Annotated in this window: 16 protein-coding genes; 15 read left to right on the top strand and 1 reads right to left on the bottom strand. The window is 64.2% G+C overall.

Annotation, left to right across the window (positions count from 1 at the left end):
• Positions 1–348 precede the first annotated feature (348 nt).
• The 15 genes from A5634_RS13885 to A5634_RS13955 all read left to right on the top strand — a co-directional run bounded on the left by A5634_RS13885 (position 349) and on the right by A5634_RS13955 (position 16539).
• Positions 349–741 carry an NADH-quinone oxidoreductase subunit A gene (locus A5634_RS13885; protein WP_065144624.1) on the top strand — a complete coding sequence of 131 codons (393 nt, stop codon included), beginning with the start codon at positions 349–351 and terminating at the stop codon, positions 739–741.
• Positions 742–753: 12 nt separating this feature from the next.
• Positions 754–1308, top strand: a complete 555-nt coding sequence (locus A5634_RS13890) for a NuoB/complex I 20 kDa subunit family protein (protein WP_065144625.1) — start codon at positions 754–756, stop codon at positions 1306–1308.
• A complete protein-coding gene (locus A5634_RS13895) occupies positions 1305–2033 on the top strand; it encodes an NADH-quinone oxidoreductase subunit C (protein WP_065144626.1) in 729 nt (242 codons plus the stop codon). Before A5634_RS13890 ends, A5634_RS13895 begins: the two co-directional genes overlap by 4 nt.
• Positions 2033–3364, top strand: coding sequence for an NADH dehydrogenase (quinone) subunit D (gene nuoD, locus A5634_RS13900; RefSeq protein WP_065144627.1), 1332 nt, complete (start codon positions 2033–2035; stop codon positions 3362–3364). Before A5634_RS13895 ends, nuoD begins: the two co-directional genes overlap by 1 nt.
• Complete coding sequence (nuoE, locus tag A5634_RS13905) at positions 3361–4146, top strand: NADH-quinone oxidoreductase subunit NuoE (RefSeq protein WP_065144628.1); 786 nt, start codon at positions 3361–3363, stop codon at positions 4144–4146. The genes nuoD and nuoE overlap by 4 nt, the downstream gene beginning before the upstream one ends.
• A complete protein-coding gene (nuoF, locus tag A5634_RS13910; protein WP_065144629.1) occupies positions 4139–5479 on the top strand; it encodes an NADH-quinone oxidoreductase subunit NuoF in 1341 nt (446 codons plus the stop codon). The genes nuoE and nuoF overlap by 8 nt, the downstream gene beginning before the upstream one ends.
• Complete coding sequence (locus tag A5634_RS13915) at positions 5476–7887, top strand: NADH-quinone oxidoreductase subunit G (RefSeq protein ID WP_065144630.1); 2412 nt, start codon at positions 5476–5478, stop codon at positions 7885–7887. Before nuoF ends, A5634_RS13915 begins: the two co-directional genes overlap by 4 nt.
• A gap of 5 nt (positions 7888–7892) precedes the next feature.
• On the top strand, positions 7893–9155 hold the full coding sequence (gene nuoH / locus A5634_RS13920) for an NADH-quinone oxidoreductase subunit NuoH (RefSeq protein WP_065144636.1): 1263 nt from the start codon (positions 7893–7895) through the stop codon (positions 9153–9155).
• Positions 9127–9693, top strand: a complete 567-nt coding sequence (gene nuoI, locus A5634_RS13925; RefSeq protein WP_301337110.1) for an NADH-quinone oxidoreductase subunit NuoI — start codon at positions 9127–9129, stop codon at positions 9691–9693. Before nuoH ends, nuoI begins: the two co-directional genes overlap by 29 nt.
• 35 nt (positions 9694–9728) lie before the next feature.
• Positions 9729–10505, top strand: coding sequence for an NADH-quinone oxidoreductase subunit J (locus A5634_RS13930; protein ID WP_155769541.1), 777 nt, complete (start codon positions 9729–9731; stop codon positions 10503–10505).
• The gene (gene nuoK, locus A5634_RS13935) at positions 10502–10801 is read left to right on the top strand and encodes an NADH-quinone oxidoreductase subunit NuoK (protein WP_055580875.1); all 300 of its coding nucleotides are present in this window, start codon (positions 10502–10504) and stop codon (positions 10799–10801) included. The genes A5634_RS13930 and nuoK overlap by 4 nt, the downstream gene beginning before the upstream one ends.
• A 10-nt stretch (positions 10802–10811) precedes the next feature.
• Positions 10812–12698, top strand: a complete 1887-nt coding sequence (nuoL, locus tag A5634_RS13940) for an NADH-quinone oxidoreductase subunit L (RefSeq protein ID WP_065144632.1) — start codon at positions 10812–10814, stop codon at positions 12696–12698.
• A complete protein-coding gene (locus A5634_RS13945) occupies positions 12698–14284 on the top strand; it encodes an NADH-quinone oxidoreductase subunit M (RefSeq protein ID WP_065144633.1) in 1587 nt (528 codons plus the stop codon). The genes nuoL and A5634_RS13945 overlap by 1 nt, the downstream gene beginning before the upstream one ends.
• Entirely contained in the window at positions 14281–15861 is a 1581-nt protein-coding gene (gene nuoN, locus A5634_RS13950) for an NADH-quinone oxidoreductase subunit NuoN (RefSeq protein ID WP_065144634.1), read from the top strand. Before A5634_RS13945 ends, nuoN begins: the two co-directional genes overlap by 4 nt.
• A 99-nt stretch (positions 15862–15960) precedes the next feature.
• A complete protein-coding gene (locus A5634_RS13955; RefSeq protein ID WP_216638739.1) occupies positions 15961–16539 on the top strand; it encodes a DoxX family protein in 579 nt (192 codons plus the stop codon).
• Positions 16540–16554: 15 nt separating this feature from the next.
• Here A5634_RS13955 and A5634_RS13960 read toward each other — a convergent pair.
• On the bottom strand, positions 16555–17913 hold a 1359-nt coding region (locus A5634_RS13960; RefSeq protein ID WP_437339976.1), incomplete at its 5' end, for a beta strand repeat-containing protein.

Consider the following 17913-nt stretch of genomic DNA (forward strand, 5'->3'; position numbering starts at 1 on the left):
AGCTCGCACTCCACTCGGAGGTCTTCGTCTTGTCACCTCACCACGCCGTCACCAACGTCCGTGGTCAGTACAGCTAGACCACCCTGCCAACCCTGATTCGTCTCTGACCATTCCCGTCCGGGTCCCGACCAGGTGTCGCGACCGGGTCCCGTCCAGTCCCGCTGCCGTGTCCTGCTGCCGTGTCCAAGAGCTTGACCCCGGGGACGTGCGCCGGAGGTCGCGCGACTATGTTGAAGGTCACTGTGACGGGTCACATGCCCGGTCCGTCACACGAAGTTCTTGGGCTGAGAGCCCGGATGTCTCCTGGCCGCTGCGCTGGCAGCCCATACGACGGAAACGTGGAGCGAGTTGAACGTCTACATACCGATCTTGGTGCTGGGTGGTATTGCCGCAGCCTTTGCGGTGGGCTCGGTCTTCCTGGCGAGCATCACCGGGCCGACCCGCTTCAACAGGTCCAAGATGTCGGCCTACGAATGTGGAATCGAGCCCATCGAAGCTGGGTCGGTGGTCGGATCGGACGCATCCGGTAGTGCGCCGGGCGGACAGCGCTTCCCGATCAAGTACTACCTGACCGCGATGCTGTTCATCATCTTCGACATCGAAATCGTGTTCCTCTACCCATGGGCGGTCAGCTTCGATTCACTGGGGACATTTGCGCTGGTAGAGATGGTTATTTTCATGCTGACGGTGTTCGTGGCCTACGCGTACGTGTGGCGTCGCGGCGGCCTGACGTGGGATTGAGGTAGGTAAGACGTGGGACTGGAAGAACAGCTACCCGGCGGGATTCTGCTGTCGACAGTCGAGAAGGTAGCGGGCTATGTCCGCAAGAACTCACTGTGGCCGGCGACGTTCGGATTGGCATGCTGCGCGATCGAGATGATGGCGACCGCGGGCCCGAGGTTCGATATCGCGCGATTCGGCATGGAGCGATTTTCGGCAACGCCGCGCCAAGCCGACCTGATGATCGTCGCGGGGCGGGTCAGTCAGAAGATGGCGCCGGTGCTGCGGCAGATCTACGACCAGATGGCCGAGCCGAAATGGGTTCTGGCGATGGGCGTGTGCGCCTCGTCCGGCGGCATGTTCAACAACTACGCGGTCGTGCAGGGCGTCGACCACGTGGTGCCGGTGGACATCTACCTGCCCGGTTGTCCGCCCCGGCCCGAGATGCTGCTCTACGCAATCCTGAAGCTGCACGAGAAGATTCAGGAAATGCCCTTGGGCGTCAACCGGGAAACTGCCATCGCCGAGGCCGAAGAGGCAGCCATGGCGGCCCGTCCCACCATCGAGATGCGCGGACTGCTGCGATGAGTTCACCGGAAAAGGACCCGCAGGGTGCCGCCCTGACCCCGGGTGCCGAGATCCCGCCGGAAGGACAGGAAGTAATCAACGTCCGTCGCGGCATGTTCGGTGTGCGCGGTACCGGTGATACCTCCGGATACGGGCGGCTGGTCCGTGAGATCGCACTGCCGGGTGAGAGCCCCCGACCCTACGGCGGCTATTTCGACGACATCGCCGACCGGCTGGCCGAGGCGCTGGACCGCGAAGGCATCTCCTTCGACGACGCGATCGAGAAAGTCGTGGTCTTTCGCGACGAGCTCACCCTGAACGTGCGCCGGGATCTGCTGCCACAGGTCGCGCAGCGGCTGCGCGACGAACCGGAGTTGCGGTTCGAGCTCTGCCTGGGCGTCAGCGGAGTGCACTACCCGAACGAGACAGGCCGGGAACTGCACGCCGTGTACCCGCTGAAGTCGATCACCCACAACCGTCGGCTGCGGCTGGAAGTGACTGCGCCGGACAGTGATCCGCACATTCCGTCATTGTTTGGCATCTACCCCACCAACGACTGGCACGAGCGAGAGACCTACGACTTCTTCGGGATCATCTTCGACGGACATCCGGCTCTCACTCGAATAGAAATGCCCGACGACTGGCACGGGCACCCGCAACGCAAGGACTACCCGCTCGGCGGAATTCCGGTCGAGTACAAGGGCGCCCAGATTCCCCCACCCGATGAGCGCAGGGGCTATAACTGATGAGCACATCCACCACCACGGCGCACGACGGCGCCGGCCCTTCGGAGACCCTCGTGGTTGCCGGCGGCCAGGATTGGGACAAGGTCGTCGACGCGGCGCGCAAAGCCGATCCCGGTGAGCGCATCGTCGTCAACATGGGTCCGCAACACCCGTCCACACACGGGGTGCTGCGGCTGATCCTGGAGATCGAAGGCGAAACGGTCACCGAGGTGCGGTGCGGAATCGGCTACCTGCACACCGGAATTGAGAAGAACCTCGAGTACCGGTACTGGACGCAGGGCGTCACGTTCGTCACCCGAATGGACTATCTCGCACCGTTTTTCAACGAGACCGCCTACTGCCTGGGCGTGGAGAAGCTACTCGGCATCACCGACGAGATCCCGGAGCGGGTCAACGTCATCCGGGTGATGATGATGGAGCTCAACCGAATCTCCTCGCACCTGGTCGCCCTGGCGACCGGCGGCATGGAGCTGGGCGCGATGACGCCGATGTTCGTCGGCTTCCGGGGTCGCGAAATCGTGCTCAACCTTTTCGAGCTGATCACCGGCCTGCGGATGAACAGCGCCTACATCCGGCCCGGCGGCGTGGCGCAGGATCTGCCCCCCAACGCGGTGGACGAGATCGCGAAAGCCCTCAAGGAGCTACGCAAACCGCTGCGCGACATGGGCGACCTGCTCAATGAGAACGCAATCTGGAAGGCCCGCACCGAGGACGTCGGATACCTGGACCTGACCGGCTGCATGGCGCTGGGCATCACCGGTCCGATCCTGCGAGCCACCGGCCTTCCGCACGACCTGCGTAAGAGCGAACCGTACTGCGGCTACGAGAACTACGAGTTCGACGTGATCACCGAGGAAACCTGTGATTCGTACGGGCGCTACATCATTCGCGTCAAGGAGATGTGGGAGTCGATCAAGATCGTGGAGCAGTGTCTGGACAAGCTGCGGCCCGGGCCGACCATGATCGAGGACCGCAAGATCGCCTGGCCCGCAGACCTGTACGTCGGTCCCGACGGTATGGGTAACTCGCCCGAGCACATCGCCAAGATCATGGGCAGCTCGATGGAAGCGCTGATCCATCACTTCAAACTGGTGACCGAGGGTATCCGGGTTCCGGCCGGCCAGGTCTATGTGGCGGTGGAGTCACCGCGCGGCGAACTGGGCGTGCACATGGTCAGCGACGGCGGCACCCGCCCCTATCGAGTGCACTACCGGGATCCTTCGTTCACCAACCTGCAGTCGGTCGCCGCGATGTGCGAGGGCGGCATGGTCGCCGATCTGATCACAGCGGTCGCCAGCATCGATCCGGTGATGGGCGGGGTGGACCGGTGACCGAGCACAACGGTCGCCCAAATGAGGCAGGCAGCGGCGAGCGGGTGTTTCTGCGGCTCGGGCCACCTCCGGAAGAACCCAGCCAGTTCGTCGTCGAGGGTGCGCCGCAGACCTACCCGGCGGAAGTTCGCGACCGGCTCGAAGCCGAAGCCAAGGAAATCATCGGCAAGTATCCGAACGCGCGGTCTGCGTTGCTGCCGCTACTGCATCTGGTGCAGGGCGAGGATTCCTACCTGACCCCGGCCGGGCTGGAGTTCTGCGGGCAGCAGCTGGGCCTGACCGGGGCCGAGGTCTCGGCGGTGGCCAGCTTCTACACGATGTACCGGCGCGGCCCGACCGGCGAATATTTGGTCGGTGTCTGCACCAACACGCTGTGCGCGGTGATGGGTGGCGACGCCATCTTCGCCGACCTCAAGGAGCACCTCGGTATCGGCAACGACGAGACGACCGACGACGGCACCGTCACGTTGCAACACATCGAGTGCAACGCCGCTTGTGATTACGCGCCGGTGGTGATGGTCAACTGGGAGTTCTACGACAACCAGACACCGGAGTCCGCGCGCGAGCTCGTCGACTCCCTACGCTCCGGTGAGCCGGTGGCACCCACCCGCGGGGCGCCGCTGTGCAAGTTCCGCGAAACCTCGCGCATCCTGGCCGGTTTGCGCGACGAGCGGCCCGACCAGGGTCAGGGCGGACCCGGCGCGGCCACCCTGGCCGGCCTACGGGTTGCTCAGGAAAACGGCATGCAAGCACCCCCGATTCCGGAGGCCGCGAATGACTAGCTCCCCGGCCACCCCGCTGACCCCGGTCATCAGTCGGTACTGGGACGACCCCGAATCGTGGTCGCTGGCCACCTACGAACGCCACGATCGTTATCAGGGATATCAGGCCATGCGCAAGGCCCTGGCGATGAAACCCGACGACGTGATCGGGATGGTCAAGGACTCCGGGCTGCGCGGCCGCGGCGGCGCCGGCTTCTCCACGGGCACCAAATGGTCGTTCATCCCCCAGGGCGACACCGGACCTGCGGCCAAGCCGCACTACCTGGTGGTCAACGCCGACGAGTCCGAACCCGGTACGTGCAAAGACATTCCGTTGATGCTGGCGACACCGCACGTGCTCATCGAAGGCGTCATCATCGCCTCGTATGCGATCCGGGCCACGCATGCGTTCATCTACGTTCGCGGCGAAGTGGTTCCGGTGCTGCGTCGCCTGCAGAACGCGGTGGCCGAGGCCTACGCCGCCGGGTACCTCGGGCGCGATATCGGCGGTTCCGGCTACGACTTGGAACTGGTGGTGCACGCCGGCGCGGGCGCGTACATCTGCGGTGAAGAGACCGCGCTGCTCGACTCGCTGGAAGGCCGTCGCGGCCAGCCCCGGCTGCGGCCGCCCTTCCCCGCAGTCGCCGGGCTCTACGGATGCCCCACGGTGATCAACAACGTGGAGACCATCGCCAGCGTCCCACCGATCATCCTCAACGGCGTCGACTGGTTCCGCTCGATGGGCAGCGAAAAGTCACCCGGCTTCACGCTGTACTCCTTGTCCGGTCACGTCACCAATCCCGGGCAGTACGAGGCACCACTAGGTATCACGTTGCGCGAGTTGCTCGACTACGCCGGCGGAGTCCGGGCCGGGCACAGGCTGAAGTTCTGGACCCCGGGCGGCTCGTCGACACCATTGCTTACCGACGAGCATCTCGACGTGCCCCTGGACTACGAGGGTGTCGGCGGCGTCGGCTCGATGCTGGGCACGAAAGCTTTGGAGATCTTCGACGAAACCACCTGTGTGGTGCGGGCAGTGCGACGCTGGACCGAGTTCTACGCACACGAATCGTGCGGGAAATGCACGCCATGTCGCGAGGGCACCTTCTGGCTGGACAAGATCTACGCGCGGCTGGAGACCGGCCGGGGCACCCGCGAGGACCTGGACAAGCTACTGGATATTTCGGATGCGATTTTGGGAAAGTCGTTCTGCGCGTTGGGTGATGGCGCCGCCAGCCCGGTCATGTCATCCATCCAGTACTTCCGCGACGAATACATCGCCCACGTCGAGACAGGTGGCTGCCCGTTCGACCCCCGAGACTCGATGCTCATCTTGGACGGAGTGACGGTATGACCCAGACAGCTGACGCCGAGAACCGCTTGGCTCAGCCCGAGATGGTGTCGTTGACCATCGACGACACCGAAATCAGCGTCCCCAAAGGCACTTTGGTGATTCGCGCGGCCGAGCTGATGGGCATCCAGATCCCCCGGTTCTGTGACCACCCACTGCTCGACCCGGTCGGCGCCTGCCGGCAGTGCCTGGTCGAGGTCGAGGGCCAGCGCAAGCCACTGGCGTCGTGCACCACGGTTTGCACCGACGACATGGTGGTACGCACCCAACTCACCTCGCCGGCCGCGGACAAAGCCCAGCACGGCGTGATGGAACTGCTGCTCATCAACCATCCGCTGGACTGCCCGATGTGCGACAAGGGCGGCGAATGCCCGCTGCAGAACCAGGCAATGTCCAACGGCCGCGCGGACTCTCGCTTCACCGACGAAAAACGCACCTTCGCCAAACCGATCAACATCTCCGCGCAGGTGCTGCTGGATCGCGAGCGCTGCATCCTGTGCGCGCGCTGCACCCGGTTCTCCGAGCAGATCGCCGGGGACCCGTTCATCGACATGCAGGAGCGCGGCGCGCTGCAGCAGGTCGGCATCTACGCCAACGAACCCTTCGACTCCTACTTCTCGGGCAACAGCGTGCAGATCTGCCCGGTGGGCGCGCTGACCGGGATGTCCTACCGGTTCCGCGCGCGCCCGTTCGACCTGGTCTCCAGCCCGAGCGTGTGCGAGCACTGCGCATCCGGGTGCGCACAGCGCACCGACCATCGGCGTGGCAAGGTGATGCGGCGACTGGCCGGCGACGACCCGGAAGTCAACGAAGAATGGAACTGCGACAAGGGTCGGTGGGCCTTCACCTACGCCACCCAGCCGGATGTGCTCACCACTCCCCTGGTTCGGGACGGCAGCGGTGAGCTGGTGCCGGCGTCGTGGGCGCACGCCATCGTGGCCGCGAAGCGAGGCCTCGCGGCGGCCCGCGGCCGTAGCGGCGTACTGGTCGGCGGTCGAGCCACCTGGGAGGACGCCTACGCATACACGAAGTTCGCCCGAATTGTGTTGGACAGCAACGATATTGACTTCCGAGCTCGTCCGCATTCGACGGAGGAGGCGGACTTCCTGGCGGCACGGGTGGCCGGACGACCGGTCTCGGTCAGCTACTCCGACCTGGAGACCGCCCCGGTGGTGCTGCTGGTCGGGTTCGAACCCGAAGAAGAATCGCCGATCGTCTTCCTGCGGTTGCGTAAAGCCGCCCGCAAGAACAACGTTCCGATCTACGCGATCGCCCCGTTCGCCACGCGTGCGCTGACGAAGATGTCCGGCCGGTTGCTGCAAACCGCGCCGGGCACCGAGCCCTCGGCGCTGGACGGCTTGGCCACCGGCGAAGTGGGCGACCTGCTCAGTAAGCCCGGCGCCGTCATCATCCTCGGCGAGCGCCTGGCCACGGTGCCCGGCGGATTCTCCGCGGCGACCCGATTGGCCGACTCGACCGGAGCACGATTGGCCTGGGTGCCGCGGCGCGCCGGCGAACGGGGAGCGCTGGAAGCCGGAGCCCTGCCGGCTCTACTGCCCGGCGGCCGTCCCGTCGCCGACGACACCGCGCGATCGCAGGTTGCCGCCGCATGGCACGTCGACGAATTGCCTTCCGCGCCTGGCCGTGACGCCGACGGAATCTTGGCGGCCGCCACCGATGGCACCCTGGGGGCGCTGTTGGTCGGCGGCATCGAACCCGGCGACTTCGCCGACCCGGACGCGGTGTTGGCCGCCCTGGACGCGGCACCGTTCGTCGTGAGTCTGGAACTGCGGCACAGCGCCGTCACCGAGCGGGCCGACGTGGTCTTCCCGGTCGCGCCGACCACCCAGAAGTCGGGCGCCTTCGTCAACTGGGAGGGCCGCTACCGCGGCTTTGAGCCAGCGTTCCGAGGCAGCTCCCTGCAGCCGAGTCAATCCGACCACCGGGTGCTCGACACCCTGGCCGACGAGTTCGGAATCCACCTCAACTGCTCGACGGTGGAGTCGGCCCGCGAGGAACTGTCCGCGCTGGGCACCTGGGACGGCAAGCACGCCAGCGGCCCGAAGGTCGAGGCCGCGCCGGCCGCCGAACCCGAGGCGGGCCAGGCGGTGTTGACCGGATGGCGACTGCTTCTGGACGCCGGCCGGGGCCAGGACGGCGAACCGCACCTGGCCGGTACCGCACGCAAACCCGTCGTCCGGCTCTCACCCGACACCGCGGCCGAGATCGGCGCCGACGACGGCCAAGACGTCACCGTGAGCACGTCACGCGGCTCAATCACCTTGCCGCTCAACGTAACCGACATGCCCGACCGGGTAGTGTGGCTGCCGCTGAACTCGGTGGGCTCGGCGGTTCATCAGGAGTTGGGCGTCAACTTAGGCGCCGTGGTGAGCATCGGAGTTGGAGCATGAGCGGCCTGACCGCCTTCGGGCACGATCCGTGGTGGTTAGTGCTGGGCAAGGCGCTGGCCGTCTTCGTGTTCTTGATGCTGAACGTGCTCGTGGCGATCCTGCTCGAACGCAAGATCCTCGGTTGGATGCAGTTGCGGCCCGGTCCCAATCGGGTGGGGCCGTGGGGCGCCCTGCAAAGTCTCGCCGACGGCGTCAAGCTGGCGCTCAAGGAAAGCATCACCCCCAAGGGCATCGACTGGTTCGTGTACTTCGCCGCGCCGGCCATCTCCGCGATTCCCGCGTTTACCGCATTCGCGTTCATCCCGTTCGGTCCCGAGGTGTCGGTGTTCGGCCATTGGACGCCGCTGCAGCTGACCGACCTTCCGGTCGCGGTGCTGTTCATCCTGGGGCTTTCGGCGATCGGCGTGTACGGCATCGTGCTGGGCGGTTGGGCATCGGGATCCACTTATCCGTTGCTGGGCGGGGTGCGCTCGACCGCCCAGGTCATCTCCTACGAGGTGGCCATGGGGTTGTCGTTCGCGGCGGTGTTCCTGTTCGCAGGCTCGATGTCGACGTCGCAGATCGTGGCGGCCCAGGACCGCGTCTGGTACGTGTTCCTGCTGCTGCCGTCGTTCGTCATCTACCTGATTTCGATGGTCGGCGAAACCAACCGCGCGCCTTTCGATCTACCGGAAGCCGAGGGCGAGCTGGTCGCCGGTTTCCACACCGAGTACTCGTCGCTGAAGTTCGCGATTTTCATGCTGGCCGAGTACATCAACATGATGACGGTGTCGTCGCTTGCCACCGTGATGTTCTTCGGTGGCTGGCACGCTCCGTGGCCGCTGAACATGTGGGAGGGCGCCAACTCCGGCTGGTGGCCGGTGCTCTGGTTCACCCTCAAGATGTGGACATTCCTGTTCATCTACTTCTGGCTGCGCGCCAGCCTGCCCCGGTTCCGCTACGACCAGTTCATGGCGTTGGGCTGGAAACTGCTGATCCCGGTCTCGCTGCTGTGGATCATGATCGCGGGCGGTATTCGCTGGCTGCGTAACCAGGGCTATCCGCACTGGACCGCAGTGCTGGTGATCGCGAGCCTGGTCGTGGCCGTGGCGTTGATCGCGTCGTTGCGAAGACCGTTCAGCGCGCCCAGCGCACGCAAGCGTCGCAAGCAAATCGCAATTACCACCCCCGACGGGTCAGCCGACAAACCGGCGTTCCCCACCCCACCGCTGCCCTTCAAGACACTCGAACGGCCAGTCGGTGCGACCAAGGAGAAGGCACGTGGCTAAATTTCTGGACGGTATCGCCGGATTCGGCGTCACCTTCGGCTCGATGTTCAAGAAGAACATCACCGAGGAGTACCCGGAGAAACCGGGCCCGGTGGCACCGCGCTACCACGGCCGTCACCAGCTCAACCGGTACGAAGACGGCCTGGAAAAGTGTATTGGCTGCGAGTTGTGCGCCTGGTCCTGCCCGGCCGACGCGATCTATGTCGAGGGCGCCGATAACACTGAGGAGCAACGGTTTTCGCCCGGCGAACGCTACGGCAGGGTGTATCAGATCAACTACCTGCGCTGCATCGGTTGCGGGCTTTGCATCGAGGCCTGCCCCACCCGGGCGTTGACCATGACCAACGATTACGAGTTGGCCGATGACAACCGCGCCGATTTGATCTACGAGAAGGACCGGCTGCTCGCGCCGCTGGAGCCCGGGATGGCCCAGCCGCCGCATCCCCGCGCCGAAGGCGCCACCGACAAGGACTACTACCTGGGCAACGTGACCGCCGACGGTCTGCGTGAGAGCCAGGAAGCCGGAGAAGTTCGGTGATCACCAGTAGCCTGACCTCGAATCTAGCCCAGGATCTGGCCCTGGATCTGGCCTCACAGTCCCTCGCGCGCACTTCCACTGGCGAGGCGGTGATGTTCTGGGTACTCGGGACGCTGGCCCTGATCGGCGCCCTCGGGGTCGTGCTCGCCGTCAACGCGGTGTACTCGGCGATGTACCTGGCGATGACCATGTTGATCCTCGCGGTGTTCTACATGGCTCAGGACGCGCTGTTTTTGGGCGTCGTGCAGGTAGTGGTCTACACCGGCGCGGTGATGATGTTGTTCCTGTTCGTGCTGATGCTCATCGGCGTGGACTCCGCGGAGTCACTCAAAGAGACGCTGCGCGGACAGCGGGTGGCCGGTGTGGTAATCGGCGTGGGCTTCGGCGTCCTGCTGATCGGCGGAATCGGCAACGTATCGACCGGGGGCTTCTCCGGGCTGGCCGCGGCCAACTCCAACGGGAACGTGGAAGGCCTGGCGGTACTGATCTTCTCGCGCTACCTGTGGGCCTTCGAGTTGACCAGCGCGCTGCTGATCACCGCCGCCGTGGGAGCGATGATCCTCACCCACCGGGAGCGGTTCTCGCGCCGCAAGACCCAGCGCGAACTCGCAGAGGAGAGGTTCCGCCCCGGTGGTCATCCCACTCCGTTGCCCAGCCCCGGTGTGTACGCGCGTCACAACGCCGTCGACGTGGCCGCCCTGCTGCCCGACGGTTCGTACGCGGAATTGTCCGTGTCGAAGATCCTCAAGAGCCGCGGAGCCGACGGTCTCGAAACGCCCTCGGCCGAAGCGGTGAAGGGCGGCGCGTCGTGAATCCGGCCAATTACCTTTACCTTTCAGCATTGCTGTTCACCATCGGGGCGTCCGGGGTGCTGCTGCGGCGGAACGCGATTGTGATGTTCATGTGCGTCGAGTTGATGCTCAACGCCGTGAACCTGGCGTTCGTCACGTTCGCACGCATGCACGGCAAGCTCGACGGCCAGATGATCGCGTTCTTCACGATGGTGGTCGCCGCGTGCGAGGTCGTGATCGGTTTGGCCATCATCATGACGATTTTCCGTGCCCGCAAATCGGCGTCGGTCGACGACGCGAATCTACTCAAAGGCTGAGAACGCCAAGATGATTCACTACACCTGGTTGCTGGTGGTGCTGCCCCTGGCGGGTGCCGCGATCCTGCTGTTCGGCGGTAGACGCACCGACGCGTGGGGCCACTGGCTGGGTACCCTCGCCGCACTGTCGGCATTCGGTGTCGGCGTCACATTGCTGACCGACCTGCTTGGCCGGGCCGCCGAAGAGCGGACTATTCACCAGACGGTATTCAGCTGGATCCCCGTCGGCGGGTTGCAGGTTGACTTCGGATTGCAAATCGACCAATTGTCAATGTGTTTCGTGCTGCTGATCTCCGGTGTCGGATCACTGATCCACATCTATTCCATCGCCTACATGGCCGAAGACGAAGACCGCCGTAGGTTTTTCGGTTACCTCAATTTGTTCTTGGCCTCGATGCTGCTGCTGGTGGTCGCCGATAACTACGTGCTGCTCTACGTCGGCTGGGAGGGCGTCGGTCTGGCCTCCTACCTGCTGATCGGCTTCTGGTACCACAAGCCGTCGGCCGCCGTCGCCGCCAAGAAGGCATTTGTGATGAACCGGGTCGGAGACGCAGGGCTGGCGCTGGCCATGTTCTTGATGTTCAGCACCTTCGGTTCGGTTTCCTACAGCGGCGTGTTCGCCGGCGCGCCCGGGGCCAGTCAGGGCGTGCTGAACGCAATGGGGTTGCTACTGCTGCTGGGCGCCTGCGCGAAGTCGGCGCAGGTGCCGCTGCAGGCGTGGTTGGGTGACGCGATGGAAGGTCCCACCCCAGTGTCGGCGCTGATCCACGCGGCCACCATGGTGACCGCCGGCGTCTACCTGATCGTGCGCTCCAATCCGGTGTTCAACCTGGCGCCCGGCGCGCAACTCGCGGTAGTGATCGTCGGCGCTGTCACGCTGATGCTGGGTGCCTTCATCGGCTGCGCCAAGGACGACATCAAACGCGCGTTGGCGGCGTCCACGATGAGCCAGATCGGCTACATGGTGCTGGCCGCCGGCCTCGGCCCGGCCGGCTACGCATTTGCGATCATGCATCTGCTGACCCACGGCTTCTTCAAGGCCGGCCTGTTCCTCGGTTCCGGGTCGGTCATCCACGCCATGCACGAGGAACAGGACATGCGCCGCTACGGCGGTTTGCGTGCGGCGCTGCCAATCACGTTCGTGACGTTCGGCCTGGGCTACCTCGCGATCATCGGTGTGCCGCCGTTCGCCGGCTTCTTCTCAAAGGACGCGATCATCGAAGCCGCCTTGGGCGTCGGCGGCTTGAAGGGCTATGTGCTCGGTGCGACCGCGCTGCTGGGCGCGGGCATCACCGCGTTCTATATGACCCGCGTGATGCTGATGACCTTCTTCGGCAAGAAGCGTTGGGCGCCAAGCTCGCATCCGCATGAGGCGCCCGCGTTGATGACCTGGCCGATGATCCTGCTGGCAGTCGGTTCGGTGTTCTCCGGCGGCCTGTTCGCGATCGGCGGCACGTTGGCGCACTGGCTCGAGCCCGTCGTCGGCGCGCATGAGGAAAGTGCTCACGCCGTCCCGGCCTGGATCAGCACCTCGCTCGCATTGGCCGTGGTGGTCGTCGGTATCGCGGTGGCCTACCGAATGTACGGCGGCAAGGCGGAGATTCCGCGGGTTGCCCCGGCTGGAGTCTCGGTGCTGACGACGGCCGCACGCGCCGACGCATACGGAGATGCCTTCAACGAGGAGGTGTTCATGCGCCCGGGTGCGCAACTGACGAAGACGCTGGTCGACGTCGACAACGCCGGCGTGGACGGATCGGTCAACGGGATGGCCGCACTGGTGAGCTGGACCTCGAATCGCCTGCGCGGCTTGCAAACTGGCTTCGCCCGCAACTACGCGTTGTCGATGCTGTTTGGTGCGGCCCTGGTGGTCGGCGCACTGTTGGCGGTGAACCTGTGATGAATTCCATTCCGTGGTTGAGCGTGCTGTGGCTGTTGCCGCTGGCCGGTTCGGTGCTGATCATTCTGCTACCGCCCGGGTTGCGGCAGTTCGCCAAGTGGACCGGCGTCGCGGTGAGCATCCTTACGTTGGCGGTATCGCTGGTTGTCGCAACCGGATTCAACCCAAGCGGCGACACCTATCAGTTCCTCGAGAAGCGCACCTGGATACCGGCTTTCGGCGCCGGCTACAGCCTGGGCGTGGACGGGATCGCGCTGATCCTGGTGCTGCTTACCACCGTTTTGGTTCCGCTGCTGTTGGTGGCCGGCTGGAATGACGGTGGCGAGACCAACCCGCGCGGCGTGCACGCCTATGTCGCGCTGACGCTGGCGATCGAGTCCATGGTGCTGATCTCGGTGGTCGCTTTGGACGTGCTGCTGTTCTACGTCTTCTTCGAAGCGATGCTCATCCCGATGTACTTCCTGATCGGTGGGTTCGGGCAAGGCCGGGAGCGCTCGCGGGCCGCGGTGAAGTTCCTGCTGTACAACCTTTTTGGCGGGCTGATCATGCTCGCTGCGGTGATCGGTCTGTATGTGGTCACCAGCCAGCACGGGGGTGGCACCTTCGACTTCCGCGAGATCGTGACCGGCGTGCAGTGGGGCCGCTACAGCGACGTGGACCCGGCGGTGTTCAAGGCACTGTTTTTGGGCTTCATGTTCGCGTTCGCAATCAAGGCGCCGCTGTGGCCTTTTCACCGCTGGCTGCCCGACGCCGCTGTCGAGTCCACACCGGCGACGGCGGTGCTGATCACCGCGGTGATGGACAAGGTCGGGACCTTCGGCATGCTGCGCTACTGCCTGCAGTTATTCCCAGACGCCTCAGCGTATTTCCGCCCGGTGATCGTAGGGCTCGCAATCGTGGGAGTGATCTACGGGGCTATCGTGGCGATCGGCCAGACCGACATGATGCGCCTGATCGCCTACACCTCCATTTCGCACTTCGGCTTCATCATCGCGGGCATTTTCGTGATGACCAGCCAGGGACAGAGCGGGTCGACGCTCTATATGCTCAACCACGGCATCTCCACCGCTGCGGTGTTCCTGATCGCGGGATTCCTGGTCTCCCGCGGCGGCAGTCGCAACATCGCCGACTATGGCGGCGTGCAGAAGGTCGCCCCGATTCTGGCCGGCACCTTCCTCGTCTCGTGTATGGCAACGCTCTCACTGCCCGGCCTGGCACCGTTCGTCAGCGAATTCCTGGTCCTGTTAGGCACTTTCAACCGTTACTGGGTCGCGGCGGCCTTCGGGGTCACCGCACTGGTGTTGGCCGCCATCTACATGCTGTGGCTCTACCAGCGCATGATGACCGGGCCGGTGGCCAAGGGTAACGAGAAGATTCGTGATTTGGTGGGACGCGAAATGATCGTCGTCGCACCGCTGGTCGCGCTGCTATTAGTGCTCGGGGTCTACCCGAAACCGGTGCTGGACATCATCAACCCAGCGGTGGAGAGCACCATGAACACCATCGGCCAGCATGATCCCGCGCCGACCGTGCTCATAGGCGGCCCCAATCACGTGCCCCGGAAAGCCGAAGGACCGCACCAATGACGCTGCCCAGCCCCAGCATCGAATATTTCCTGCTCTCACCGATGTTCATCGTTTTCGGCGTCGCCATTGCCGGCGTGCTGGTCGAGGCGCTCCTACCGCGCCAGGTCCGCTACGGGACGCAAGTCATTCTCGCACTGAGCGGACTGACGGCGGCGTTCGTCGCTGTGGTCGTGGTGGCCAGATCGGTTCCCGCTTCGGGTCAACGCGCGCTGCTCGGTTCGGTGGCCATCGACCGGCCCGCGCTGTTCCTGCAGGGCACCGTGTTGCTGGTTTCGGTGCTGGCAGTCATCTTCATCGCCGAGCGCAACCAGCATTCGGCGCTCCGAACCGCCGAAAAAAGCAAGGTGTTCGCGGGCCTGGATTCCTTTACGCCGCAAGCGTCCTCGGTGCCCGGCAGTGACACCGAGCTCGAGGCCGAACGCGCCGGTGTCGCCCAAACCGAACTCTTCCCGCTCCTGACGCTGTCGGTCGGCGGGATGATGGTGTTCCCCGCCTCCAACGATCTGCTGACGATGTTCGTCGCGCTGGAAGTCTTGTCGCTGCCGCTGTATCTGATGTGTGGGCTGGCCCGGCACCGTCGGCTGGTGTCGCAGGAAGCAGCCCTGAAGTACTTTCTGCTGGGCGCTTTCTCGTCTGCTTTCTTCCTCTACGGGGTCGCCCTGCTCTACGGCGCAACGGGCACCTTGACCCTGAGCGGGGTCCGGGATTCGCTTGCCGCACAAAGTGATACCACGATGGCGTTGGTAGGTGTCGCTCTGCTCTCGGTCGGTCTGCTGTTCAAGGTCGGTGCCGTCCCGTTCCATTCCTGGATCCCCGACGTGTACCAGGGGGCGCCCACTCCGATCACCGGGTTCATGGCGGCGGCTACCAAGGTCGCGGCGTTCGGTGCGCTGCTGCGCGTCGTCTACGTCACGCTTCCACCGCTGCACAGCGATTGGCGCCCGGTGCTGTGGGGCATCGCCATTCTGACCATGAGCGTCGGCACGATCACCGCGGTGAACCAGACCGACGTCAAGCGGATGTTGGCCTACTCATCGGTCGCCCACGTTGGCTTCATCCTCACCGGCGTGATCGCCGACAACTCTGCGGGTCTGTCCGGGACGATGTTCTATCTGGTCGCCTACAGCTTCAGCACGGTGGGCGCGTTCGCCATCGTCGGCCTGATCCGCCGTACCGACGGCGCCGAGGACGCCACCCTGTCGCACTGGGCCGGCCTGGGTCAGCGCTCCCCCATTGTGGGCGTGATGCTTTCGATGTTCCTGTTGGCTTTCGCCGGGATCCCGCTGACAAGCGGATTCATCAGTAAGTTCGCCGTTTTCAAAGCCGCCGCGCAAGGCGGTGCGGTGCCATTGGTGGTCATCGGCGTGATCTTCAGCGGCGTTGCCGCCTACTTCTACGTCCGGGTCATCGTGTCGATGTTCTTCACCGAACCGACCGACGACACCCCGCAGGTCGTGGCCCCCGGCGTGCTCAGCAAGGCCGCAATTGCGGTGTGCGCCTTGGTGACCGTTGTGCTGGGTATCGTTCCGCAGCCGGTACTGGACCTGGCTGAGCACGCCGCCCAGTTACTGCACTGAGTTTTGCCTGCCGGCCAGAACCATTTGTAACCCCCAACCGTATGTATCGCAGGGGCTTGCGAGAAGTGAGCCTCAAGCACATTCGGTTGGAGGACCACCGTGACACAAAAACCAGCGTCCATCGGCACCTACGCACGGGTGTGGCATTGGCTGGCAAATCCCCCGAGCGCCGCCCCGGCCGCGACTATCTTGATCAGGCTGATGGCGGGTGGCGTGTTCTTCTGGGAAGGCATTCTGAAATTCGTCTACCCGAACCAGGGGGTCGGACGGTTCACCAAGCTTGGGATCCCATTTCCGCAACTGAGCGCCGACTTCGTCGGGACCCTCGAGATCGTCGGCGGCGTCCTGCTGATCCTGGGTCTGTTCACCAGGTTCATCGCGGTTCCGTTTATCGTCGAGATGATCGTCGCGATGCTGACGACCAAAATCGCCATGTTTCTAGGCACTTCGCCGTTGCCGCTGCCGCCGGTTCCTCCGCAGACCGGGTTCGCTGCCGTCTTGCACGAAGTGCGCTCGGAGTATGCCCAGCTGCTGACCGTCACGTTCCTACTCGTCGTCGGCGCCGGACCGTGGTCCTTGGACGCGTTACTTCGGCGCCGAGCCGAACGCGCCGTGCCGGGCAGCAACACCCGTCTGGTCGGCACCCCGGATCCCGCTGACCTCAGCGGCGCGCGCTGAGGTCGGGTCGGGCGGTCAGGGCTGGCCGAAGAAGCCCGCCTGGTTGTCGCCCTGGTTGAAGAAGCCCGAGCTGAAATTGCCGGAGTTCGAAGCCCCAGAGCTGTTGTCGCCAGAGGTTCCGAAGCCCGTGCTGGAAGCTCCCGACACGTTGGCGCCGACGCCAGCAAGACCTGAGTTGTTGAAGCCGACGTTCAACAGGCCCGTGTTGTACAGGCCTACCAGTTCAAAACCGTTGTTGAAGAGGCCTGAGCTCGTGAAAACACCGGTGTTGATGTTCTGGAAGCCGGACACCGTGGTGCCGTTGTTGTTGAATCCGGAAACGTTGCTGCCGATGTTGCCGATGCCGGAGACGGTGCCAGGTTGATCCGTTGCACCGCCGATACCCGTATTGACCGAACCCGCATTCAAAAGCCCCGTGTTGAGATTCCCGGAGTTCCCCAGGCCGGTATTGAGATGCCCGGAGTTGAACCAGCCGGTGTTGCCGCCTTCACCGAAAGTAGCCCCGCCAGCGTTGAAATCACCGGTGTTTCGGAAGCCCGCGTTCCCGGCTCCGGAGTTGCTCAGCCCACCGTTGCCAATGCCCGCATTTCCCTCGCCGCCGTTGCTGAAGCCGAAGTTTTGACTGCCGCCGTTGCCGAAGCCGGTGTTGGTCGAGCCTGCATTCCAGAAGCCGGTGTTGACCGAGCCCGCGTTGCCGAATCCGGTATTGCCGTCGCCGGAGTTGAAGAAGCCCCAGTTGCCGTCGCCGGAGTTGAAGAAGCCGATGTTGTTGTTGCCCGAGTTACCGAAACCAAGGTTGCCGACGCCGGAGTTCAAGTCACCTATGCCGAATTTGTTATCCCCGGTGAGGCCGAAACCAACATTGTTGTTGCCCTGGTTACCGAAACCGAAGTTGAAATTCCCGTTGTTACCGAATCCAACGTTTGAAGAGCCCAGGTTACCGCTACCCAGGTTGAAGGAACCGAGATTCCCGTTGCCGAAGTTCACGGAACCGTGGTTGCCGCTGCCGAAGTTTCCGTCACCAAACAGGTTGCCGAAACCGTAGTTTGAACTGCCGTTGGCGTTACCACCGCCGAAGTTGAAGTTGCCGAACGCGTTGCCGCTACCGAAATTGATGTTGCCGATATTGCCGCTGCCCAGGTTGTAGGAGCCGAAGTTCCCGCTGCCCAACATCAACACCGGCCTGGGCAATATCGGCGACTGGAACCTAGGTGGCGGAAACATCGGCGACCTCAACCTGGGCAGCGGCAACTTCGGCAACGTCAACCTCGGTGGCGGCAACATCGGCAACCTGAACTTGGGCAGCGTGAAAGTGGCTGCCGGGGCAGACAATGCGGCGACGGCCGGGGCCAACGGTCCCAGATCGAGCAGGAA

Origin of the sequence: Mycobacterium asiaticum, assembly GCF_001673365.1 — a bacterium.
Taxonomy (GTDB): domain Bacteria; phylum Actinomycetota; class Actinomycetes; order Mycobacteriales; family Mycobacteriaceae; genus Mycobacterium; species Mycobacterium asiaticum_A.